The sequence below is a fragment of the Candidatus Cloacimonadota bacterium genome (genome assembly GCA_020532355.1).
Lineage (GTDB): Bacteria > Cloacimonadota > Cloacimonadia > Cloacimonadales > Cloacimonadaceae > UBA5456.
In genome coordinates, this window is the sequence record JAJBBD010000095.1 from 1 (window position 1) to 24,930 (window position 24,930).

22 protein-coding genes and 1 tRNA gene are annotated in these 24,930 nt (G+C 37.3%); 19 read left to right on the top strand and 4 right to left on the bottom strand.

Annotated elements, in window-relative coordinates:
- The first annotated feature begins 615 nt into the window (after positions 1-615).
- The 19 genes from LHW48_03040 (at position 616) to LHW48_03130 (ending at position 21,586) form a co-directional block, all read left to right on the top strand.
- Positions 616-693 (top strand) — tRNA-Asp (locus LHW48_03040).
- A gap of 43 nt (positions 694-736) precedes the next feature.
- Positions 737-1,972, top strand: a complete 1,236-nt coding sequence (locus tag LHW48_03045) for a 3-deoxy-D-manno-octulosonic acid transferase (protein MCB5259436.1) — start codon at positions 737-739, stop codon at positions 1,970-1,972.
- Positions 1,960-2,961 carry an AmmeMemoRadiSam system radical SAM enzyme gene (amrS, locus tag LHW48_03050; GenBank protein MCB5259437.1) on the top strand — a complete coding sequence of 334 codons (1,002 nt, stop codon included), beginning with the start codon at positions 1,960-1,962 and terminating at the stop codon, positions 2,959-2,961. The genes LHW48_03045 and amrS overlap by 13 nt, the downstream gene beginning before the upstream one ends.
- The gene (locus LHW48_03055) at positions 2,951-3,310 is read left to right on the top strand and encodes a NusG domain II-containing protein (protein MCB5259438.1); all 360 of its coding nucleotides are present in this window, start codon (positions 2,951-2,953) and stop codon (positions 3,308-3,310) included. Before amrS ends, LHW48_03055 begins: the two co-directional genes overlap by 11 nt.
- A 7-nt stretch (positions 3,311-3,317) precedes the next feature.
- Entirely contained in the window at positions 3,318-5,246 is a 1,929-nt protein-coding gene (locus LHW48_03060) for a hypothetical protein (protein ID MCB5259439.1), read from the top strand.
- Complete coding sequence (gene aroF / locus LHW48_03065) at positions 5,234-5,998, top strand: 3-deoxy-7-phosphoheptulonate synthase (GenBank protein ID MCB5259440.1); 765 nt, start codon at positions 5,234-5,236, stop codon at positions 5,996-5,998. Before LHW48_03060 ends, aroF begins: the two co-directional genes overlap by 13 nt.
- Before the next feature lie 2 nt (positions 5,999-6,000).
- Complete coding sequence (miaB, locus tag LHW48_03070; GenBank protein ID MCB5259441.1) at positions 6,001-7,290, top strand: tRNA (N6-isopentenyl adenosine(37)-C2)-methylthiotransferase MiaB; 1,290 nt, start codon at positions 6,001-6,003, stop codon at positions 7,288-7,290.
- Positions 7,291-7,379: 89 nt separating this feature from the next.
- On the top strand, positions 7,380-8,255 hold the full coding sequence (locus tag LHW48_03075; protein MCB5259442.1) for a YicC family protein: 876 nt from the start codon (positions 7,380-7,382) through the stop codon (positions 8,253-8,255).
- Positions 8,245-8,682: a hypothetical protein gene (locus LHW48_03080; GenBank protein MCB5259443.1), complete on the top strand. Its 438-nt coding sequence runs from the start codon at positions 8,245-8,247 to the stop codon at positions 8,680-8,682. Before LHW48_03075 ends, LHW48_03080 begins: the two co-directional genes overlap by 11 nt.
- 9 nt (positions 8,683-8,691) lie before the next feature.
- A complete protein-coding gene (locus LHW48_03085; protein MCB5259444.1) occupies positions 8,692-10,989 on the top strand; it encodes a VacB/RNase II family 3'-5' exoribonuclease in 2,298 nt (765 codons plus the stop codon).
- Positions 10,989-11,792, top strand: coding sequence for a glutamate racemase (gene murI, locus LHW48_03090; GenBank protein MCB5259445.1), 804 nt, complete (start codon positions 10,989-10,991; stop codon positions 11,790-11,792). Before LHW48_03085 ends, murI begins: the two co-directional genes overlap by 1 nt.
- Before the next feature lie 24 nt (positions 11,793-11,816).
- Positions 11,817-12,647: a 3-keto-5-aminohexanoate cleavage protein gene (locus LHW48_03095; GenBank protein ID MCB5259446.1), complete on the top strand. Its 831-nt coding sequence runs from the start codon at positions 11,817-11,819 to the stop codon at positions 12,645-12,647.
- Positions 12,648-12,656: 9 nt separating this feature from the next.
- Positions 12,657-14,903: a vitamin B12-dependent ribonucleotide reductase gene (locus tag LHW48_03100; GenBank protein ID MCB5259447.1), complete on the top strand. Its 2,247-nt coding sequence runs from the start codon at positions 12,657-12,659 to the stop codon at positions 14,901-14,903.
- A gap of 9 nt (positions 14,904-14,912) precedes the next feature.
- Positions 14,913-15,695: a hypothetical protein gene (locus LHW48_03105; protein ID MCB5259448.1), complete on the top strand. Its 783-nt coding sequence runs from the start codon at positions 14,913-14,915 to the stop codon at positions 15,693-15,695.
- A 3-nt stretch (positions 15,696-15,698) separates the two neighbouring features.
- Positions 15,699-16,700 (top strand): FAD:protein FMN transferase, encoded by a 1,002-nt coding sequence (locus LHW48_03110; protein MCB5259449.1) that lies wholly within the window; start codon positions 15,699-15,701, stop codon positions 16,698-16,700.
- Positions 16,697-17,473: a GTP cyclohydrolase FolE2 gene (gene folE2, locus LHW48_03115; protein ID MCB5259450.1), complete on the top strand. Its 777-nt coding sequence runs from the start codon at positions 16,697-16,699 to the stop codon at positions 17,471-17,473. The genes LHW48_03110 and folE2 overlap by 4 nt, the downstream gene beginning before the upstream one ends.
- A complete protein-coding gene (locus LHW48_03120) occupies positions 17,470-20,079 on the top strand; it encodes an insulinase family protein (GenBank protein ID MCB5259451.1) in 2,610 nt (869 codons plus the stop codon). The genes folE2 and LHW48_03120 overlap by 4 nt, the downstream gene beginning before the upstream one ends.
- Before the next feature lie 2 nt (positions 20,080-20,081).
- The gene (locus tag LHW48_03125) at positions 20,082-20,840 is read left to right on the top strand and encodes an acyl-CoA dehydratase activase (protein ID MCB5259452.1); all 759 of its coding nucleotides are present in this window, start codon (positions 20,082-20,084) and stop codon (positions 20,838-20,840) included.
- Complete coding sequence (locus LHW48_03130) at positions 20,837-21,586, top strand: histidinol-phosphatase HisJ family protein (GenBank protein ID MCB5259453.1); 750 nt, start codon at positions 20,837-20,839, stop codon at positions 21,584-21,586. The genes LHW48_03125 and LHW48_03130 overlap by 4 nt, the downstream gene beginning before the upstream one ends.
- Before the next feature lie 611 nt (positions 21,587-22,197).
- Here LHW48_03130 and LHW48_03135 read toward each other — a convergent pair.
- The 4 genes from LHW48_03135 to LHW48_03150 form a co-directional block, all read right to left on the bottom strand.
- Positions 22,198-22,791, bottom strand: coding sequence for a lysophospholipid acyltransferase family protein (locus LHW48_03135; protein ID MCB5259454.1), 594 nt, complete (start codon positions 22,789-22,791; stop codon positions 22,198-22,200).
- Entirely contained in the window at positions 22,778-23,929 is a 1,152-nt protein-coding gene (gene lpxB / locus LHW48_03140) for a lipid-A-disaccharide synthase (GenBank protein MCB5259455.1), read from the bottom strand. Before lpxB ends, LHW48_03135 begins: the two co-directional genes overlap by 14 nt.
- Positions 23,929-24,501, bottom strand: a complete 573-nt coding sequence (locus LHW48_03145) for a small multi-drug export protein (GenBank protein MCB5259456.1) — start codon at positions 24,499-24,501, stop codon at positions 23,929-23,931. The genes lpxB and LHW48_03145 overlap by 1 nt, the downstream gene beginning before the upstream one ends.
- 38 nt (positions 24,502-24,539) lie before the next feature.
- Positions 24,540-24,930, bottom strand: a 391-nt coding sequence (locus tag LHW48_03150; GenBank protein MCB5259457.1) for a hypothetical protein, incomplete at its 5' end; no start/stop codon positions are given.

Genomic DNA, 24,930 nt, shown 5'->3' on the forward strand with positions numbered 1-24,930 from the left:
ATCCCGAGATGAACCTCATCTTCAGCATAATGTTAAGGTAAACCTTATTTAACGATTACCAAAAAGTGCAAGGTGGGGAAGAGCAATAAAAAGCTTAAGTTGAGTCCCAAATGTTGGTGTAAATTCCAACTCATTGTTTCTCTGGTTGTTTGAGGGCATCTGATATCCCAAGGTACTCATAATCTATGTAAGGCAAGAGACCCGTTGCATTGTTTTCATCTTTGTAAGCGATGTTAAGTCAAAAAAGTTCGGAAATCTCGTTATTATCGAGCGCAAAACCTGCAAATCGGACACTGTTTTGTACCATTTCTTGTACCTATATTTAACTTCAAATCTTGATAAAAATACTCTTAATGATATATGCAATATACCAGTATGGATTTCGTAAAAAAAGCATTGTAGTCTTGGATTTAGATCTGTTTTGGCACTTGCATTTGTCCAAGTAATCGCAATATGTAAATCTGGGTGAATCTTTATAGTCTATTTATCGCGATTTACATATCTTACTGATTATTATAGAGATATATGTTATACTGCAGAAATAACTAAATTCTACTTGACAAAAAAGCAGGATTAAAGGTTTATGCAACAACATACGCATACAGAACAAAAGCTGGGGGCGTAGTTCAGTTTGGTTAGAACGTCTGCCTGTCACGCAGAAGGCCGCGAGTTCGAGTCTCGTCGCTCCCGCCATAATATCGGACGCCTGTAAGGCGTCCTTTTTAATTGGGTTGCAATGAAGATATACTACAACATTCTTTTGGTGGGGTATAAGCTAGTAACAGAGCTGATCTTTTTTATCAGCCGTCCAATCTTGTGGCTAATTTTACCACTATTTAATTATCGTGAGTCAATAATAATTCCAGAATCCAATAATGATAATCCAGTATTGATTCACTGTTCATCTGTTGGTGAACTAAATGCTATTATCCCACTAGTAAGGCATCTGATCAAGGAAGGCATTCCTCTTATTATAAATACTGTAACAGTAACAGGAAGAGATTTGGCAAAACGTCAGTTTCCTGAATTGAGGGTCACGCTTGCTCCCCTAGATTTTGCATCATTAAGGTTTAAACAAATAAAGGCGATATCACCAAGATTAATAATTGTTGTAGAAACCGAAATATGGCCAATGATGCTGGATATATCGGCACGCATGAATGTAGCAGTTATATTTATCAATGCACGTATGAGTGATAAGTCTCTTGATAGATACCTGAGAATGAAAGGATTATTACGCTATTTAGGGAGAAATGTTCAACTTGTTTTAGCGCAGAGTAAAGATGATCAGCAACGTTTTAAGAAGATTTGGAATACAAGAGTTCTCGCGGCTGGAAATCTCAAGTACTGCCTCCAACTTACTCAGTATGACAATTTGAAAACCAGAGAAAAACTTGGCTTTAAGAAAAATGATAAGATTCTGGTATGGGGGAGTTCGCGTCCTGGTGAAGAAAACCTTTTAATGACAATCTTTCCCAGTTTGAAAGCAGAAATACCTAATTTACGAGTAATTTTGGCACCACGGCATCCCAAACGTTGTGATGAAGTAGAACGAATGCTAATAGAATACGAGTATTGCAAGCTCTCAGAATTGAGCAATGGCAGTTTATATGAAATATTATTGATTGATGGATTGGGATATTTAGACAAGGCTTATGCTATATCCGATTTAGCTGTTGTAGGTGGATCTTTTTATAATTTTGGAGGTCATAATCCTTTAGAGCCTGCTTTTTATGGTAAGGCAATAATAATTGGAGAATATCATGCTTCTTGTAAAAGTTCAGTTAATAAATTGGCTCAGAATAAAGCGCTAGTGGTATCCTCCATACGTACTTTACAGCAAGACATCATCAAACTTTTAAAAAACGATACCATGCGAGAAGAAATGGGGAAGAGGGCAAAAATAGTCTTGACTGAAAATGCCGAAGCTCTGGAAAATCACATAAAAGGAATTATGAAATGTCTACCATAATGCGTGAAGCAATGTTTTACAAGAACTTAAACAAGGAGACAGTGCAATGTGAACTGTGTCCTCATTACTGCGTCATTCATTCCGGTGAGCAAGGTAAATGTCGTAGCCGTGAGAATATTGAAGGTAAACTGTATGCCAACAATTATGCTCAAAGTATAGGCATAAGTATCGATCCCATCGAAAAAAAACCTTTATATCACTTTCGACCGGGTTCTCGCATTTTATCGTTAGGGCCAAATTCTTGTAATCTGAATTGCAAATTTTGTCAGAATTACAGCATATCTCAATTGCTTAGCCCCACAATCTCCATATCTATTGATGATCTTTACCAAACTGTATGCAGCAAATGCAAAATAAAACAAATAGCATTTACTTATACCGAGCCACTAACTTGGTATGAGTACATAATTGATTTTGCAGAAAAATACCCCGACGTAGATGTTGTATTGATATCCAATGCATATATAAATCCAGAGCCCCTAAAGAGAATCATACCTTATATTAAAGCGATAAATATCGATTTGAAGTCTTTCACAAATGAGTTTTACCAAGACCTGTGTAGCGGCTCAATCGATCCGGTTAAAAAGTCGATTGAAATGTGTGTAGCTGCTAATATTCATACCGAAATTACGCTTCTTTTGATACCGAGTCTGAATAATAATAGCAAAGAATTGGAATTGTATTGCCAATATTTGGCAGAAATCAATAAAGAGATGCCTCTACATATCTCTGCTTATCATCCGGATTATTTGATTGATACTCCTCCAACCTCAATAGACGATGTGGCTTCTGCTATTGCTATAGCCAAAAATAAGTTAGACTATGTGTACGGCGGCAATCTTCCTATAGATGATTATGCTAGTACTAAATGTCCCAATTGCGGTAAAGAAATAATTGAAAGAAGAATGCACTGGTGCCGTAGTACAGTTGAAGCTGATGCTCTTTGTCCCCATTGCAAACATAAGATTTATGGGGTTTATGATTTCTAAGTATCTTCGCAGCTTAACTATTGGTGACCTAATACTGGTGCTGCTCTGTTTGATCGTTGCAGCAGCTTTTTTTAAAGCCCAATATTCAAAGCCCCAAAAGGTATATGTTTATAAGGATGACCACTTACAAGGAAGCTATGAATTGAATAAAGATAGAATAATAGAAATTGATGAGCATGTTACAATTGAAATCGCTTATGGTAAAGCTCGAATAGCAAAAAGTGATTGTCCGGATAAACGATGCGTTAAGCAGGGATTTAGCAATAAGATGCCAATAATTTGTATGCCAAATCGCATAATGCTGCAGTTTAAGAATGCAGAAGATGAGCATATATTAATTCTTTATTAGGGGTTTCATGAAAGTAGCACTATATGCTTCAAATCATGGTTTTGGCCATGCTTCAAGAATATCTGCTTTAGCACAAAGCTTTATTGAGTTTGGAATATTTGTATATCTTTGCACCGATCGCCCTCAATTCCTATTTCAGGGGCTTGATTCGCAATTTGTTGTGTATAGGGAAACAAAAATCGATAGGGGAGTAGTGCACAAAGAAAATCTGATAAGCGATCTTCCAGCTACAAAGGCAGCCCTTCTTGAACTATTTTCGAAACGAGAAGAATTGGTTGCCCAAGAAGTGGATTTTTTGCGAGATTCAGGTATAGATTTAGTAATTAGTGATATCCCATATCTAATCGTTGAAGCTTGTGGTTTTGCCAATATTCCCATATTTGGTATAAGCAATTTTGATTGGTACTTTGTATATCATGAGTTGTTTAATACGGATGAGGATCTTGTACCCGTGCTTAACACAATCTGGGCTCTGTATCGCCGTATGGATAAAACCTATTTGCTGGATTTGGGCTCTCGCGAGAGTGTTCCCGGATTTAAGGAACCTACTGAAGGTGGGTTGGTGTCTAGAACTAAAAATGCTTTCAAAGATATACACAACCAATATAAAATCAACAAAGAGCAAAAGATACTGCTTCTAATGTTTGGCGGAGAGGGCAAGATTTCCCTTCCAATTAAGGAAATATGCGAAGCTTGGGATGGAGTGGTTATTAGTCCCTATCACCACGAATCAATGCCAAGACTAATTAATGTGCCGCAGGATGAAGACTTCTTAAGTCTGATCCATTTTTCAGATTTAATTATCTGTAAACCAGGCTACAGCACATTTGCCGAAATTTTAACTATGGGTAAATCCATGCTTTATATCCCGCGGAAAAACTATCCCGAAGAACGAGTTTTAATAGAAGGAGTAAAGCATTATCCCAATGCATTAATGGTTGAAGATTTTCCTAATCAGGTGGGGGAGATCCGAAAACTTTTTGCAACAATAAGTAAGACCGATTATAAATGGGAAGCATCAAACTCCTTCATCGTTGGAGATATGCTAAATGAATGGATAAAAATCCAGTTTCCTAAAGACAGAATTCTCAGCATTTTTGATTTGGGTTCAAACAATATGAACTACCTTTTGTATAATAAGAGCAGAAGCATGGTTATTCATCGTTTTTGGTGTACTACTGGATTAGCTAGAGGATTCAATAACGGCATGCTAGCAGATCAAAGTATGCATTGTGCCATATTAAGCATGAACAAGTTATTAATGAAGGATAAGCATATAGAATCCCATAAACGGTTAATTGCTACTGGAATAAGCAGAAAAGCTAAAAATGCAGCTAAGTTTATAGAATCACTCTCCAATTCTTACCAGATCAAAGCGAAAACAATTAGTGCAATGGAAGAATTAAAATACTCATGGCTTGCGGCACAAGAATATATGCAACCGACACAAGATAATGTAGTTATTGATATTGGTGGGTCAAGCACAGAGATATCTTGGGAACAAATTGATGGTGAACCAACTGGGGTTTCATTAGACATGGGTCTTATAAGTTTATTAGATGAAGAGAATCTAGGTAACGATATTATTGCCATTATTGATACTGGATATTCTAAGTTACCGCAATTTAATAAGCTACGACTAATAGTAGTAGGACTCACGGCAACTATGTTGTTGCACTATATTAGAAGTGTTCCTATAAAACAAAGTAATGATTTGGCACCCAATATCACGTTAAAAGAGCTTGATGATTTTTTACTACGTATTTCTAATAGTACACACGCTAAACATAAAGAGAAAGCAGACAACAATTGGGAGATTTCTTCAATGAGAATTGCTGCACAAATAATCAAGCTATTGCTGGACAGATATGAGGGTTTAGATTTCGTGGTATGCAACAATGGAATTTCAATGGGATACGCAAAATGGATAAAATAGAAAGATTCGGGTTAAGTAAATTCGAGATAATAGCAGGGCCATGCACTATAGAGAACTATGAAAACCTCTATAATAATGCTCAAGTTCTAAAAGAGCTTGGTATTAAGTATTTGCGTGGAGGAGCATACAAAATGCGCACATCATTCCATAGCTTTAGAGGACTAGGTGATTCTGGAGTTATTCATTTAGAAAATGTGGGTAAAGAACTAGATATGATTACCGTATCTGAATGTACACAAATTGATAAAGTGGAATATATGGCGCAACATATAGATGTTCTGGTAGTTGGCACTAGGAACATGCATAACTACCCTCTTTTAGAAGCACTGGGGAATATCGATAAACCGATTATCCTTAAAAGAGGAATTGCCGCTACATACGATGAATGGTTGGCAGCAGCAGGATATATAATTGATAATGGAAATGAGCAAGTAATACTCTGCGAAAGAGGCATCAGAACATTTGTAAGGGATACCCGCTATACATTTGATGTATCTGCTATAGCCGTAATGAAAAGAAAAAGTGGTTTGCCTGTAATAGCCGATCCGTCCCATGCTGCTGGCAATAGAAATCTGGTGCCTTCACTCGCATATTCGGCAATTGCGGCAGGAGCAGATGGCCTTTTGTTAGAATGTACGACAAATCCCAGTGAAAACATTTGCGACGCAGATCAAACAATAGAACCACAAACTCTTAAACATATTATTGATGCTACCCCGAATCTTCGGCGGCATCTTCTAGGAACCAATTAAAAATGAAGTTTTATATAGAAACCTATGGCTGTCAAATGAATGTGGCAGATAGCGAATTAGTATATTCAATTCTGCAAAATGCCGGCTATACTCCGGCAAACAGTATTGATGAAACCGATATTCTGCTTTTTAACACTTGCTCGGTGCGTGAACATGCAGAACGCAGAGTATTAGGCAGAATATCTAATGAACGTCATCGCAAAAAAGAAAAGCCTTGGTTTAAAATTGTCCTCTTAGGTTGCATGGCTCAGCGCATAGGGCGGATCTTATTGGAAAAAGACATTGGGATAGACTATGCTGTTGGAGTAGATCAATACAAAGATCTTCCCGTTTTACTTTCATCAGATATCCACTCGGCATTGGAATTTAATCCGGTTGAAATATATGATGCTATAATGCCTGTTCATCAGGGTAAACACTGTGCTTATGTAACAATTATGCGTGGATGTAATAACTTTTGTTCTTATTGCATTGTGCCCCATGTGCGCGGTAGAGAGCGTAGCCGCCCATACAATGATATTCTATGCGATGTTAAATCTGCACTTGAATTTAATATGCTGGATATTAGCTTATTAGGACAAAATGTAAATTCCTATCATTATCAAGAACTAAGTTTTCCTAAATTGCTGCATAAGATAAGTGAAGATATTCCAGAATTAAGACGATTACGTTTTGTGACATCACATCCTAAAGACTTATCAGACGAGCTTGTAATTCAAATGAGAGACAATCCAAAGATATGTGAGCATATACATTTACCCATGCAAAGCGGTAGTGACGATGTTCTTTTTAGAATGAATCGTTCCTATAGTTATAATAAATATCTCGAAAGAATTAACAAGCTTCGAGATGCAATACCAAATATTGCGATTACCACAGACTTGATTGCTGGATTTCCCGGTGAAACAGATCAAGAATTTGAAGATACGCTTAGTGCAATGGAGAATATTGAATTTGATTATGCTTTTTGTTTTAAATATAGCCCACGAAATGGTACTTCTGCAGCTAATTTTGAAAACCAGATTCCAGAAAAGATACGATTAAAACGGCTTCAAACAATGATTGAGTTGCAAAGAAAGATCACACTCAAAAAATTTAAGGCTCAGGTAGGCAATATTGTTGAAGTGTATGTTGAAGGATTTAGTAAAAAAAGTAAGCAACAGGTTTCCGGAAAAACAAGAGATTTTAAAATTGCAGTACTAAACGGTAATGAAACTCATATAGGAAAAATAGTAAAAGTATACGTAGAAGACGCAACGGCAGGCACATTGCTATGCGGTGTGCCATTGTAGTTTTAAGACATGTTATGTAAACTTGCCTGTGCGGTTATAATGGCTTGTGCGGCAAGTTCTTGTCCCCCACAATAAATCATGGAGATACTATGAAAAGTATGACCGGTTATGGTAAAAGTCAAATTAGCAGAAACAACATAGATTGCAATATAGAGATTAAAAGCGTTAATGGCAGATATCTGGACGTAAAATGCTATCTGCCAAGAGAAATTAGTTTTTGGGAATATGAGCTTCGAAAGACTACCTCCAAATATGTCAACAGGGGCTCGATCGAGATCAAGGTATATATAAATGACTATCGTGAACCAAAACTGCGCTTAAATGAGCTAAAACTGCAAAAATACTACGACATTATTCGTCAAGCACAGAAATCCTTGAATATAACTAGCGATGTATCGTTAGAATATTTATTGAATGAACCTGGTGTAGTTGAATCTATGAATAGTTATGATGAAGATACTGATTTGATAGCTCTAATCAACGATTGTCTGGAAGAAGCACTTAAGATAATTGTCTATTCAATGGAATTAGAAGCTAAAAGCATGAAGAGCATACTAATGAGTTCATTTACAAGGATTCAAAAAGCATTGAATTACATTGAAGAAAAAATTCTACCTTTTAAGGAAGAATTATTCTCTTCTATGCATAAGAGAATAAATGAGATTCTTAACAGTTACAATATAGAAACTACTGAACAAAGACTAATGCAAGAACTTGCGATATATATAGATAAATATGATATACAAGAAGAGATAACTCGCTTAAAATCCCACATACAGACCTTTCTTGACACTATTAATAAGGATGTAGAAAGCGGAAAAACGCTAAATTTCATTCTTCAAGAGATGCAACGCGAAGCAAACACTTTAGGTTCTAAGTTTTCTAATAGTAAGACATTCTCTGATATACTAACAATAAAAGAAGAGATAGAGAAATGTAGGGAGATTGTACAGAATGTATCGTGAGCCAAAACTTAGTTGGAAATCCTGGCCATTTGCAGAAAGACCGCTTGCCTCTTCCCTACTCCTTTTATTCTTAGCTTTTCTAACAATATATTTGTATAAGATGGCTGTGCTTGATTGGCAAATGCCATTATTCTACTTTCTGGGCTTGTTGTTAGTATATGGTAATCTGTTACCCTATTTCATTATCACTGAATATTATCTATTTGATGATGAGATCTTGGTTCGCTATCTTTTTATTAAAATTAAGCGGCCATGGAGCGATTTTGGCTGTTTCTATAAAGATAAAAGAGGAATAATGCTCTCTACTTTCAAGATGCCTCGAAGATTAGATCCTTTTCGTGGACAATCACTTAGGTTTTCAAAGAGCGGTGAAGAAACACCTGCTTTGATAGCCTTCCTAAAAGAGAAAATTGGTAAGCAATACTAGGATAATAATATGAACGACATAGATATAGAACAACGCATATTAGCTAAACTCACAGATATGTATCCCAATGGTTTAACATACAGTGAAATATGCTCATATATTGGACTTACAAAGAAAAACAAATCTTCTGTTAGTCAAATCCTATCAACTCTGTTATTGGCTGGAAAACTGCAAAAAGAAAGAAAACGATACAAGTTAGTTTCTAAACCTCATAGAATGGAGACAGTCACCATCAATTCTTCCAAGAAAATAAATGCTAATAGTACACCAAACTCTCAACTTATAGAAGGAATTTTTGATGCAACTTCTCTGGCTAAAGATAGATCCTTTGCATTTGTTAGATCTACAGATAAAGACTATTATATTGATAGTGAAGACACATTGAACGCATATCATAATGATGTTGTGATGATTGAGGCCTCCAAAAGTAGTAGAGGTGAACATGGTATTGTTGTGCGTATTGTTAAGCGCGCAAATGAGAACATACCAGGGGATATAGCCAAAGTTAAAAACAAATGGATCTTTTTACCATCCAATCCGAAAATCCATAATTGGTTTAACATAAATGAGCTGGGCACGGCTAAGCCAGGCGATAAAGTAATGTTGACAGTTACAAACTGGGGTGATCACAATAGCGGCAATTTACCTTGTGGAAACATATCAGAGATACTTGGTCCATCAGGAGATCCGCAAGTAGAATTATTGGCCGTTATACGTCAATATCAGTTACCACTTGAATTTCCTCCAGAAGTTTTATCTGAAATACAAAAGATACCTTTAGAAATTGGTAAAGAAGAGATTAAACTCCGACGTGACCTGAGAAAACTATATACATTTACTATTGATCCTGCTTCAGCAAAAGATTTTGATGATGCCATCTCTATAGAGTATACATCGAATGGTGGTTGGCGCTTGTGGGTTCATATTGCAGATGTTGCTCATTATGTAGGTTTGAATTCACTTACTTTTAATGAAGCTTCTGAACGAGGTAACAGCTTTTATTTTCCAAAGAGAGTTATCCCCATGATACCGGAGAGGCTTTCTAATCAAATCTGTAGCCTAAGACCTGATGAAGATAAATTGGTTATGACAGTCGAAACAGAATTTGACCGCAATGCTAAGGTGCGAAAGCAGAAAATATATGAGGCAGTAATTAGATCCGATGCCAGATTGGCATATGAAGAGGTAGACGATTATTTTGATGGAAAAACCAGTAAGCTCTCCCCTATATTAAAGAAAGCTCTGGATTGCGGTAGAAATCTTTCTGCATTACTTAGCAAGCTTCGCATTGAAAATGGATATGTATATTTTGATCTACCAGAAATTGAATATGAGTATGATAATGATGGTTTTGTGCACCGATTAGGCATTGCAGAGGAAACAGAAAGCCACAAGCTTATTGAAAACTTTATGCTAGTTGCTAATGAATATACTGCAAAAGAGCTTGCAAAAAAGGCTTCAACCTCTATATATCGCATTCATGAAGATCCCGATTATGATAAAATTGAACGCCTTGCCTATGTCTTGGATTTTTACGGTATTCATTTTGTGGAACAAGAGAATTTAAACAAGACGGTTCAATTTCTTCTCTCGTCGTTGCCAAACAAAGATTATCACCGTGTTTTTGACCGTATTATCTTAAGAAGCATGAAAAAGGCAAAATACTCAACACAGCACATACGTCACTTTGGCTTATCGTTAGAAAACTATACTCATTTCACTAGTCCTATCCGTCGGCTTTGTGATCTTGTAGTGCATCACTTATGTAAGATTCATCTTTTAAACATTGCTAATACAATCGTTAGAAAAGATCAAATAGTGAGATGGGCTGCACATGCTTCCGAACAAGAATTACAAGCGGATTCTGCAGAAAGAGATATTGAAAAAGTCTATAGCGCTACGTTTATGCGTGATAAAGTAGGCGAGTCTTTTACGGGGTTGTTGATCTCTACAAACAGCTCAGGAGCTTTTATTAGACTCAATGAACTACCGGTCACTGCAAAATTACAAAAAGATCAATTTGGTAAGGGTAAGTGGGAATATAGGGATTCTGAAATGCGTTTTGTAAATACAAGAAGTCATGAATCATTTGAGCTTTTAGATAGTGTGAAAGTTAGAATAATGGAAGTAAGTGATGATATATATTTGGAGCTTACGGGAGAAAAGGACAGTCATATCCATTATCACAGCATAAAGAGAAACGAAAAGACAAATTTGAAAAATAGGCTCAGAATTAAGGTTGACGCCAAAGCTACTAGAAAAAATAGTGTTAAACATAATAGACGCAAAGGCAGGAATAGACGATAATGAAAAAACCCATTGGCATATTTGATTCGGGAGTTGGTGGTTTAACGGTTTACCGCACAATACGAAATGCCTTTCCGGAAGAAGATTTGATCTATTTTGGAGATACTGCCCGGGTTCCTTATGGGCCAAAATCTCCCAATACCATAGTTGAGTATTCCATACAAAACGCAAGATTTCTTTTACAACAAGGCATAAAGACTCTAATTGTAGCGTGTAATACTTCTTCCTCGGTGGCTTTACCTCATTTACGCCAGCTTACTAATATACCAATAATTGGGGTAATAGAACCAGGAAGTGAAGTAGCGGTACGTACAACTAATTCAGGAAGAATTGGCGTGATAGGCACTGAAGGTACCATAAGAAGTAATGCATATGTAGATGCTATTAAAATTCATAATCCAGATGCAGAGGTTTTTTCTAAAGCATGTCCCCTATTTGTCCCTATTGTAGAAGAAGGCTGGCAAGATCATCCTGTAGCAAAACAGATCGTACTGGAATATCTGTCTTCCATGATTAAATTAAACATTGACACTTTGGTGTTAGGTTGTACACACTATCCCTTACTTACCAGTGTTATACAGAGCGTAGTAGGAGATGAAGTTAATTTGGTAGATAGCGCCCAAGCTATTACTATGCATCTTGGGAGATTAATCCCGTCTGAACATGATGGAAGGCATGGTGAGGATTCATTCTTTGTTAGCGATAATGAAGATAAATTTGCCTTTATTGCTGAAAGAATATTACGCCAACCACTTACAAAGTTGAAACGGGTTAAGCTTTTTGAAAGCTGGTTTATCGATTAAATTAAGAAACTATAGAGGAATAAGATGAAACCGATTATTTTAACTGCAGCCATTACTGGAGCTGAAACTACCCTAAAAGATCAGCCAAATTTGCCGGTAACACCTTTAGAACAGGCAAATGAAGCCAAGGCATGTTTTGAGGCTGGTGCTAGAGTAGTTCATCTTCATGTACGTGAAAACGATGGCTCACCTAGTCAACGTCTTGAAAGATTTACAGAATCAATAACTGCTATTCGGAAAGCTGTACCAGAGATGATTATTCAGATCAGCACAGGTGGTGCCGTTGGTGAAGCTTTTGAAAAACGCCTTGCCCCACTCGCACTTAAACCAGATATGGGTACCCTTAATGCCGGCACGCTAAATTTTGGTAATGAGATATTTATCAACCACCCCCAAGATATTGTGCGTTTGGCAGAAGCATTTAAGCAATACAATGTAGTTCCTGAAGTTGAGGTTTATGAATCTGGAATGATAGATGTAGTAGCCAAACTCGTAAAAAAGGGAATTATTACTCATAAGCCACTTCATATACAATTTGTGTTAGGGGTGCCAGGAGGTATGAGCGGAAAGCCCAAAAACCTTCTTTACATGGCGGAGCATTTAACTGAAGAAATTCCAACAGCTACATGGGCTGTTGCTGGGATCGGAAAATGGCATCTACCAACGGCTATGATAGCGATGGTTACTGGTGGACACATTCGTTGTGGGTTTGAAGATAATATATACTATCACAAAGGAATTGTTGCAGAGTCCAATGCTCAGCTAGTGAAACGCTTGGCAAGAATTGCAACCGAAATTGGCCGCCCAATTGCTAGCCCCAAAGAAGCTCGCGAAATTCTAGCATTGCCAAGTTAAGGAGTTAGGATGCATCTTAGTGAAAACGCACTTATTGTGCTACAGAAGAGATATTTTAGAAAAAACGAACAGGGTGAATGCATTGAGGATTGGAATGAACTTATTAAGCGTGTAGCAGACAATATTGCAGATGGTGATTCGGATCAAAAGAATAAATTTTATAAACTCCTTGATAGTGGCGATTTCCTGCCAAATTCACCCACTTTAATGAATGCCGGTGCAGACCTTCAACAGCTCTCTGCATGTTTTGTCTTACCTATTGAAGACAGCATGGATAGCATATTCGAAACAGTAAAGAACGCTGCGCTAATTCATAAAAGTGGAGGAGGAACCGGCTTCTCATTTAGTCGACTTAGAGAAGCTAATGCTCGTGTTCGCTCCACCAATGGAGTTTCCAGCGGGCCAATTTCTTTCATGAAAGTTTTCAATGCCGCGACAGATGCCGTAAAGCAAGGTGGAACCAGACGCGGTGCCAATATGGCTATCCTTAATGTTGACCATCCTCAGATCCTCGATTTTATTACGTGTAAAAAAGACCCTAATGAACTAAACAACTTCAATATTAGCGTGGGACTAACCGAAGCTTTCATGAAAGCTGTTGCAGAGAATGGTGAGTACAATCTTGTATCTCCACACACCGGTAAGGTTGTAAACAACCTTTCGGCAGTACAAGTGTTTGATCTTATTGTGGATATGGCTCATAAAAACGGAGAGCCTGGGATAATATTCCTAGATCGTATTAATGCAGCAAACCCAACTCCCAAAATTGGCTATATCGAATCTACAAATCCTTGTGGAGAACAGCCATTATTGCCAAATGAGGCATGCAACCTTGGGTCCATTAATCTTGCGGGAATGATCCAAAATGATGAAATAGATTGGGATCGATTAGGCAAGGTTGTTCGAGATAGTGTAGATTTTCTTGATGCAGTTATAGATAGAACTCAATTCCCATTACAAGCCATCGAAAATATGGTAAAAGCGAATAGAAAAATTGGATTAGGAATCATGGGTTGGGCAGATTTATTGTATCAACTGAAGATACCCTATACCAGTAACGAAGCAGTGGACTTAGCCGAACAAATAATGGAAACTATAGATTTTGAGGCAAAAAAGAGAAGCATGGAACTAGCCCAAGAAAAAGGTAGCTTTCCAAATTATGAACAAAGCATATATGCTACAGGAGAATTACCTCGTACAGGAAAAAAATGGGCTGAGTTAATTGAGCAGATTAAACATAATGGAATTCGTAACGCCACTCATACTACAATAGCTCCTACTGGCACAATCAGCATGATTGCCGATACTTCCAGTGGCATAGAACCTCAGTTCTCACTGGTTTACGTTAAAAATGTAATGGATAATGATAGATTGCTATATGTAAATAAATGGTTCGAAGCAGCTTTGGAAGAATGGGGCTTACTAACACGGGAATTACTTGAGGAAGTAAGTGAAATAGGTTCTATTGCGCATATCTCAAGCATTCCAGATGAGCTAAAAGATGTTTTTCAAACAGCACATGATATACCCCCAGAATGGCATATAAGAATGCAGGCTGCCTTTCAAAAGTTTACTGATAATGCCGTTAGCAAAACCATCAACTTTTCGAATAGTGCCAGCGTAGAGGATATTAGGCAAGCATACCTACTAGCATATCAACTAGGGTGTAAAGGTGTAACTGTTTATCGAGATGGCAGTAGAGAGAATCAGGTTCTATCTGTAGGTTCTGCAAGTATCCCAAACAATACATCCAAAAAGGTTGCACCTCGACAGAGACCAGAAATAACGCATGGTATAACTCAGAGACTGGAGACTGGATGTGGTCATATGTATGTAACGATAAATACAGATTCTCATGGAGCTTGCGAAGTATTTGTGCAGATGGGAAAAGTGGGTGGATGTGCTTCAGCCCAACTTGAAGCAATAGCAAGGCTTGCTTCTTTGGCTTTGCGGTCAAGCATACGCATTGAAGCTATTATTAGACAGCTTAAAGGGATTAGGTGTCAATCTCCCATGTGGCACAAAGGAAAGATGATAACATCTTGTGGAGATGCAGTGGGACAGGCATTAGAGAATTTCCTTTCCATGCATGCCAATAATGAACTCAAATCAATTCATGTTAATACTCAAGTTGATTCACATATTAGTGAATCTCTACCAAAGTCTAAGGTGGCAACCTGTCCTGATTGTGGATCTACCATCGAGCACTCTGAAGGTTGTCTCAAATGTCCATCATGTGGATGGTCAAAATGCTAAGGAGCATTAATGCGTTGTAAAAAATGTAATGCCAAACTAGCTGAACATGATCTATGGTGTGTCTCTTGTGGCGCTCAAAGCCCCATAGTAAAAACAGAATTATCCGCAATAAAAAGCCTGAAGAACACAAGGCATAATTTAAAGAATAAGATTTCTGAACTAGTTCCAGCTACAGGTTTTTGCATAATTCTTGGGATAATACCAATTGCTATGCTTGCATGGATGTTTCACAATTACATTCATACTGATGGCACACTTCAACTATTGTTAAGTATGATAGTTAAGTGTGTTTTGTACAGTATATTTTTACCGTTTATTTTTCTTCCCTTTAGTGTAATTAGTTCAAGCAGTAATTACGAACTCAAGTTTAAGGATTTAATTCACAATCTGCACGCTTATTTTCGATACTTTATTTTCGGCTTGTTAAATGCGCTTTACTTCATGTTTATTTATATCATTTGTTTTGGATTACCTGGATTTGCCAGCGATCCCATTTTAAGACTGGTTTGGGTAGTGCTGGTGAATTACTGGTTCGCTGTAATGCTTCCTGCCCCAGTTCTAATGGAACGACTTAAGGTTAACCCATTTAAAGCTATTAAACTTAGTTATTGCCATTTTCACGATCTGCGATGGAATATATATTTGCTTGTGATACTTTTAATTATCTTAAATTTTGTCTCTTTCTTCGCATTGATATTCCCTTTGCTTTTTAGTCTTCCACTCTCATTCTTTGCAATTAGGGACTATGTTATTAAGCTGGAACAGTATGAATTACTTGAATATAGGATATAATATATGACACGAAAGGAAATCATCTCTCTCTTAATACTCATATTGATAGTCTCTTATGGAGCTTATAAATATATTAATCGTGAATTTAGCGAAATTCGCAGCAAGTATATTCTGGACACCATTTTAGAAATATCAGCCACCTCAAAATCCAAACAAGTAGGATCGGAAATTGAAGCTGTATTTAACTATATCAAAGAGCTTGAAGATAAGCTTAACGAATTTGACGATAACAGTCTGATATATAGAATAAACAATAGTGAAATGGAAGAATTCCCGATGGATGATGATCTTTATTCACTTCTACAGCTTGCAGACAGTTTATGGCAATTAACTCAAGGAAGTTATGATCCCACTATAAAACCAGTATGGGATTTATGGAATTTTAATAGTGAATATCCTGTTGTGCCGGATAGTCTTGTTCTCAAAACTACATTGGAAAAAGTAGATTTTTCAAGGATTAACTATACCAAAAAGAAACTCTACAAACCTAAGGAAATGCAGTTAACGTTTGGAGCATTAACAAAAGGATATATATTAGACAAAGCACTTTCTAACATGAAGTCTCGGGGTTTGTATCGTGGGTTTATAAATAGTCGGAGTTCAATGGCATTCTATGGTTTCAAAATTGCCCCACTAGTTTATATTCAACATCCTCGAAAGCCAGATGATAGTATAGCTAGTTTTCGTATTAATAACCTAAGCGTTGGCACCAGCGGAGATTATCAGCAATATTTCGAGCTTCAGAACAAACGCTATCACCATATCCTAAATGCTCATACTGGAAAACCAGTGGATGGGGTGTTTTCTGTAACTGTAGTTTCTGATAATACTGCTTTTGCAGATGGTTTATCTACTGCTTTGTTTACTATGAATCCAGATGAGGCATTGGAATTGGTTAGCAAAATGCCCCAAACCAATTGTGTTATTTACTGCAAACAGAATGATGCCATTGTATCTTTGAAGACTGCTGGTATTCGTTTGCTTGAGTTTAGTGAAAAGCTATGACTATACCTGATCTCCAAAGTCAAAAAGATACACGTAGAATAGCTATAGATAAAGTTGGCGTTAAGGGTTTGCGCTATCCAATTTTAGTTGAAGATCGTGCAAACAAAGTACAACACACTGTGGCAGATTTAAATATTTACGTTGATCTTCCCCACTATCTTCGCGGTACGCACATGAGCAGATTTGTTGAAATTTTGCATCATTACCATAAGGAAGCATTAATTGGAAACCTAGAGCCTTTTTTAACTGAACTTAAAGCATCATTGAAGGCAGAAGCTGCATACATAGACATCAACTTTCCATATTTTATTAGCAAACAAGCTCCCATTTCGAAAATCTCCTCTTTGCTCTGCTATGATTGCGAGTTCAGCGCTGCGCTGAAGAATTCATTTGAGCTTACTATTGGTGTTATTGTTCCTGTTACAACTCTATGTCCATGCTCAAAAGAAATTTCCATAGCTGGCGCTCACAATCAGCGTAGTAATATTACTATTAAAGTAAACTACCAAGGCTTTGTGTGGTTGGAAGAGCTTATTGAGTTAGCTGAGCAAACCGCATCATGTGAAATATATTCATTACTAAAAAGAGTTGATGAAAAATACGTAACTGAAAAAGCTTACGATAATCCAAAGTTTGTAGAAGACATAGTACGTGAGATAACTCTTAGATTGAAAGCCGACAAACGTATAACTGGTTTTCACGTAGAGAGTGAGAATGCCGAATCTATCCATCTTCACAATGCATATGCTTCAATATCGCACCCCAAGCAATGAACAAACAACACATTCCCAGTATTTCGCTGCAACAATACACAGCTCCCAATTCTTTACGCCTTCTTTACGCAGTTCAAAAGAGTAATCCTCTTGTCTGTTTACAATTGTACATCCGTTCAGGATCTGTTCATGAAGAAGAACATGAACGAGGTTATGCACATTTTTTGGAACACCTTGTTTTCAAAGCAACAAACCGTTTTCCCAATAATAATCTAAGTTATGCCGCAGCCGAGATAGGGGCAGTGTTAAATGCTTTTACAGATTTTGATACAACCTGTTTCTATCTAACTTTGCCAGCGGAATTTATAGAAACTGGTTTGTTGATACTTTCGGAAATGGCTATTCATGCCTGTTTTAGCACAAAAGATATAGAGTTAGAGAAAAGCGTTATTATTGAAGAGATCCATCAATATGAAGCAGAACCGGAGATGAGTTTCATAGAATATGTGCAGACTAGATATTTCGATAAGAGTCCCCTAAAATACCCTGTATTAGGCAATGCGTCCTCCCTAAAAAAAGCTACACAGAAAAGTCTTTTTGGATTCTATAAAAAGCACTATCGTCCGGATAATGCTTTTCTAGTGGCAACTGGTGATTATGATGAAACAATGCTTAAGATTCTGTTTCATAAGTATTTCGGCGAATGGAATGCAGATAGAATACCTCAAATTAATATATCATCCCCCCTACCCCATAGCTTCAGAGTTTTTAACCTTGCCGGCAAAGGCAGAGACTTGATAGCAATAGCTATACCAGAATTGAATGAAAGTCATATGGATAGTGAAGCCTTACACATTGCCATTCGATATATGGCAATAGGCAAGTCTTCATTATTATATAAAAAGCTAGTTGAAAAAGAAAAATTATGCTCTTGGGTAAAGGTAAGCTCTCTTAGTGGATTGTTACCAGGTGCCAGCGTAATCCTGTTTGCTCCTGTTCATACAGATTTTTCTACCAGAATTGTAGAGTATTTCTTTACGGCATGGAAACAAATTTTGGAACACGGTGTTCCTAATGAGGATTTATCTCTGGTTAGGTCTGATATAGTTCATAATTGGTTATACAGTTTTGAAGGTGTGGAAAATCTTGCAAATCTAATTGCTGCGGAAGAATTCAATGGAGATTTGGCTCGTATCTACAATTATGGAGCTTATATTGAGTCCATCGATAACAATCAGTTGATCTTTGCAGTTCGCACACACTGGCAATTCGATAGAATATCCGTTTTCCTAAAAAGTAAAATTCCCAAGCTTGTCGAGATAAGATCTCTATGTAATAAGATGCGTGGAACTCCGATTAAACCAGTCAAAATAAACAGAATTATTCCCAAGCGAGAAAGTGCTGTCTCAACTGATATGGTAAACCATAATACCAAGTCTCAGTTTTCTTCATTCCATATATATAATTTAGATAATGGCTTAAAAGTAGTTTATAACTATCAGCCGGGAAAAGACATCTGTGGATTTGCATTATCGTCGGCACATTCTCAACTTAATGAAGCAAAACCAGGACAGAACTACTTTTCTTCTACACTTATGTTGTATGGAACTCAGAATCGCAGTCATGAAGAAATAATGCGATTCTCGCGAAAACATGGATTCAATATAAGGGTTCTACATCATTTAGATAGCACCTTATTTAGGGGGAAATGTTATAAAGAAGACCTTTCTGCCGTAATGGAACTACTTGGTGAGATTATCATGTATCCAAATTTTGATAAGTCTTATCTACAAATATTAAAAAATGCGGCGGCAGAAAGCATCAGAAGAGAACGTGATTATCCTGTAAGTGTTGCCTATAAAACATGGTTTCATCAGCTTTTGGGAGCTAAAAACAATCTGTTTAGTGCTACTGGGAACATATCGAGTATTAAAGCCATTACCTTAGATGACTGTGAAGAATGGTTCAACAATTATAATCTAGGGGAAGAATTTACTTTGTGTGTTGTTGGTTCTTGTGAACCAGAATATGTTTCAGAACTCTCTCATCGCTTTTTTTCGATGCAAAACAACCATAATACGGTCAAAAAACATAATTTGATCTATTCAACTCAAGAACATCGTATTAGCAAACGGTATTACAAACTGGATCAATCAATTATTCACGTTGGTGGCTTAGCCTGTCCGGCAAATAACAGAGAAGAAAACTCTGCCTTTCATGTTTTGGCGCATATTCTAGGCGGTGATCTTTCTTCAAGAATTTACAATATCCTAAGAGAAGAATTAGCTTATGCCTATCAGACCGGATTCGATTTTTCATCTATTAACGATCTCGGTTTTTGGTATGCATATGCATTTTGTGATGCTAAAGATCATGTCTCATGCTTACAATCACTACTTAGAATATTAGCTGATGTGTGCAAAGATGGTATATCTAAACAAGAGCTTGAAAGTGCTCAAAACTATCTTATTGCAACCTCCAGAATAGATTCTGAAAGTGTTTCATTCAAAGCTTCAAGCATTGCTAATCTTATTTCCTTAGGCTACGATCTGGATTACTATCTCAATCGGGAGCATCGGATTAGACAAGCTAGCACCGAAATGTTAAGACATTTAGCAGAAAAGTATCTAAACACACAGAACCAACAAATTCATGTTTTGGTATAAATATGTATAAACTCGGAATTGACATAGGCTCTCGAAACACCAAATTGCTTGTTTTTGATAATACTCTAGATCAAATTGTATATAGTGCATACACTGCAACGCAGATATCTGGCAAAGAAACTGTAGAATCATTACTAAAAGATATGCAGCAGAAAATTGGTAATATCCACATTGATTCTTCATGTGTAACCGGCTATGGCAGAAAGCTATATAACGAAGCAAATAGGATAAAAAGCGAGATAACATGTCACGCAAGGGCTTGTAATTATCTATTTCCAGATACAAAAACAGTAATCGATATAGGTGGTCAAGATTCAAAAATAATTACTCTTAATTCAGATGGAAGCGTAAAGGATTTTGCAATGAACGATAAATGTGCGGCAGGAACCGGTAGGTTTCTTGAAATGACCGCTATACGTTTAATGTGCAGCTTGGATGATCTTTCAAGATTAGCATATAATTCAAACAAAGATACTTTGCTTAGCTCTACCTGTGTTGTTTTTGCAGAATCTGAGATTATCGGCTTACTTGCGGCAGGGAATAAAGTAGAAAATATTGTGCGAGCTGTGAATATGAGTATTGCTAAAAGGATTTATTCTCAAATGGCACCACTTCATTGTGAATCACCAATAGTATTTACTGGTGGCGTAGCCCAAAACGAATACCTTGCTTTTTGTCTTAGCCAATTATGTAAAACAGAGGTGTTACTCCCTCCCGATCCTGAAATAACCGGCGCTCTTGGAGCAGCATTATTGGCATGATTAAACACGATTATCATCTTCATACTGAGTTTAGCTACGACAGTAGGATAAAAGGAAGCGATCTTCTTAGGAAAATGATTAAGCTTGGCTTCAAAGAGATCGCTATTACCGAACATTTGGATCTTTTACCTCAAGAACTTAGCTTATATGGCTTGCCCTCTTTAACCAAGTATCGTGATTATTGTAAAAAGCTTCGTGAGAATTATCAAGAGATATCTTTGCATATGGGTATTGAAATTGGAGATTACCATAAAGTATATGGGTTCGCTACCAAATTAATCGAGGGATTCGGTTTTTCTCCAATATTGGGATCGGTACATTTTCTTAGTGATCATACCAATGTTGCGATTCCGTTTGCTCAACCGCTCTCTCTCTTGCAGATCAAAGATTATTATATGCAAAATTTGGAACTCGTTAAACTATGTGATATTGATATCCTTGCCCATCTTGGAGTATATAAACGTTATTATACAGAAAAACCAGATGAACTACCAGTACAAGATATTATTGATGAGATCTTTACAGTTATGATAAAACGGAATATTGCTTTGGAAATAAATCTTAGTAGCCTTCGCAAGCCCTATAAACAGGTAATTCCAGAAGTTGATATGATTAATCGATATAGAAAAATCGGGGGAAAACTAATCTCTTTAGGCTCAGATTCTCATTTGATCAATCATGTAGGTCCCATTCCTCATTTTATCGATGAACTATGCCAGGGTTTTGAGCTTCCCCTTCTTACATAGTATTAGCTCTCAATTTAGAAATATCTATATTGCTTAGCTACTAAACTGATATATATTAAGATAGTTAAACATACAGAATTCATAAAACAGGTGCCTTTATATGGAGCCATGATGAGTTCTTCTTATAATTATTTTTAGCAATAACTGTAATGAGACCGTTGTACACCCATATATAGCAGATAGTTATGCATGAGATAAAGGTCTTGTGGGCTTTTTCTGATAGTAGCTATGCTCACCCACCACCCTTGCAGTATGGAGCTCCTCCCCATGCCCCAGTTATTCAACGGCCTTGTAATGTAAACCTCCTTCTTGATATTATAACGTAGAGTTAAGGCAAGTTTAGGCTAACATCATCCTGCCGATAAGGGAGAATCTCGGGATAAACCCTCGCTATGTATGGCTTGAAGCAAGGGGATAAGATCAATGAATAGTCAAAATACCGTTGCACATACAAATGGACAATAAGTAGATATAACAAATAAATGGTGTAATCAGGAAATAATAACGTTAAAAATAATCGGAGATGAACTCAGCTAAACTCAGTGGGTTATCTGTTAAACGATCTTATATGGATTTCAGTTAGTACATATTATAAATATCTTATGAATGCTTTAGCTGTTTTCCAATTCAGCTAAGAATTCACGATACTTTTGCTCTGCTTGAGGAATATCTTCTTTAGAAAGCACCCAAATTGGATCGGAATAAGTAATCATCACTTTGGCAAACGGCTTGGGAAACCTGAATCTATCCCAAGTATTAAACACCCACTCTCTATCGGTATTACAGGCAATAGCAACGATTGGTAATTTGGCGAGAAGAGCCAACTGAAACATTCCGGGATGGATTGTACCGGCAGGACCTTTGGGGCCATCTGGAGTTATTGCCAAAGATTTTACTTTTGAATAGCGCAACATTCCCTTCAGAGCTTCAGATCCCTTCCTAGTACTTGAGCCTCGTACTAAACTGTAGCCAAGTTTTGTTAAGGGTCCGGCAATCAATTCTCCATCTTTGGAAGATGAGACCATAACAGCGATGGGATCTCCTGCGCGTTGCAATGCGCAGCATATAATATTCCGATGCCAGAATCCATATACTACGGGCTCTTTTTGAGGCTGATTGGATACAACAATATTCAAGCTCAGTTTTATCAATCTAAGAAGTGCAGCAGCCAGTATACTATATAAATATCTACTAATTTTCACCATAAGTACTTAAAAGGTCGTAAATTATTTTTGGCACCTCTTTACTTGGCTTTTTCTCGCCCAACATAGCCTTTAATTTACGCAATTCTAAAAGCACAACATCACGTCGATTGCCCCCAATAAGCATTTCGCTTATCTTTGCTTCTATCATATTGGGAGATGCTTGATTTTGCACCAATTCTGGCAAAACGTCATTATCTAAGATAATATTGGGCAAACCTATATGAGAAACTCGGATAAGATGCTTGCCGATGATAAAAGAAACAGGGTTTGCCTTATAACAGATGACGGTTGGTGTGCCAATAAAAGCCGCCTCCAAGGTTACAGTACCAGAGGTGCAGACGAGAACCTCGCAATGACGCATCATGTCGTATGTATAACCATCTACAATATGTAAATTACCCATTCCGGTTCCTGACACCATGCTCATAAATAGATCATGATCTACGCCATGAGATTTTGAAATAAGAATTTCGTACTTATTTGCGTCCCATTTTCGTGCAGCGCTTAAATAAGCAGGCAGCATTCTTTTAATTTCACTATTTCTACTCCCCGGGAAAAAACCAAGCCATTTCTTTGTAGGATTTATTTGGAAAAACCTGGCAAAGTGGTCTCGCTCCAACTTGAATTTAATCTCTTCAGCTATAGGATGCCCCACATAACTGCATGTAACATTGTGTATCTTTAATAGTTCTTCTTCGAAAGGCAATATGCAAGCAGTATGTTTCACACTCGCCTTAAGTTTTTGCACTCTTTCATGTTTCCAAGCCCAAAACTGTGGACTGATATAATACAATACAGGAATACGATGCTCGTCTGCCATATGTGCTATTCGCAAATTTAAGCCTGGATAATCTGCCAAAATCGCAATATCCGGTTTGTTTTCTTTGAATAATTTACCGATACGTTTCTCGACCTTGAAAAAGAATCTTAGATGCTTAACAACCTCAATAAATCCCATAACGGCAAAGCGATCAAAGGGGAATAATGCCTTCAACCCCATCGCTTGCATCCTTGACCCTCCAATTCCAATGTGACGATAGCGTCTGCCATCGTGTGCCAATGCCTTCATTATAAGTTCACAATGCAGATCTCCGCTATTTTCTCCGGCAAGCCAAAACACAGTAATCTCTTTATTCATTAGTGTACAGCCAATTTCCCCATCAACGAAAGCGGTGTTACTATTGCACTTGCCAAAAATACACCTATCAAAATATAAAGCATCGATTTCCAAAATCCTATACCAAATATTCTGGCAGCCAAAGCTCCCGTCCAACCCCCTGTACCAGGTAGTGGAATACCCACAAAGGTTGTAAGACCGATGGCTTCGTACTTTTGTATGGCTTTACCCTTACGGCGGGTACGAGTAAATATCCAGTTCGTAAATCGTGCGCCAATAGGTATCTTGCTCAATATTGAAAAAAACCATTCAATTAACAATAGAAGGAATGGTATGGGGATCATATTTCCAATTATCGACAGGCTTACTGCTTCAATCCAAGACATCTTGAAGAGAATAATTGCAACCGGGATGCTTCCGCGTAATTCAATTAGCGGCAACATGGATATGATTAACACTATCCAGTTGGGACTTAAGCCTTTATTATTCAGCCATCTAACCGTAGTATCGGAGAATGATGAGGCGTGCAAAACTACACATGCTGCTAACATCATCACGATCGAGATGGCAAACTTTAGATTTATTCTGTTCAAATCATGCTCCTATATACTAGCCACTGTCCTCAAATATATTATGCAAGTTTTCTGACTGTATTATCAGCAATCAGCGGTTGTGAAGTATAACAGTAAGCGTTAATACAGCGAAATAGATCCAGATGATCATGAGCTTCAAATTCATATTCTACTGGCTTTCCCCAATGGGACATAACTTCGTTAAAGCTTTGTTTTTTTACCACTGGCACCGATGCATCAGGAATATTGGGTTTGGTAAGTAACCGTTTTCCTATCTCTTCATTTGAATGATTCAGCTCTTTAGTTAAATCTTTCATTCTTGCAGCTACATCCGTCATATCAGATATTTCTATGCTGCAATCATCTCTAGATGTTATCTTTGCTGCTATTACCTGAGAAACTCTATTCTGATGTGATCTTAGTTTATCGATATCAAATTGTAAGCGACGA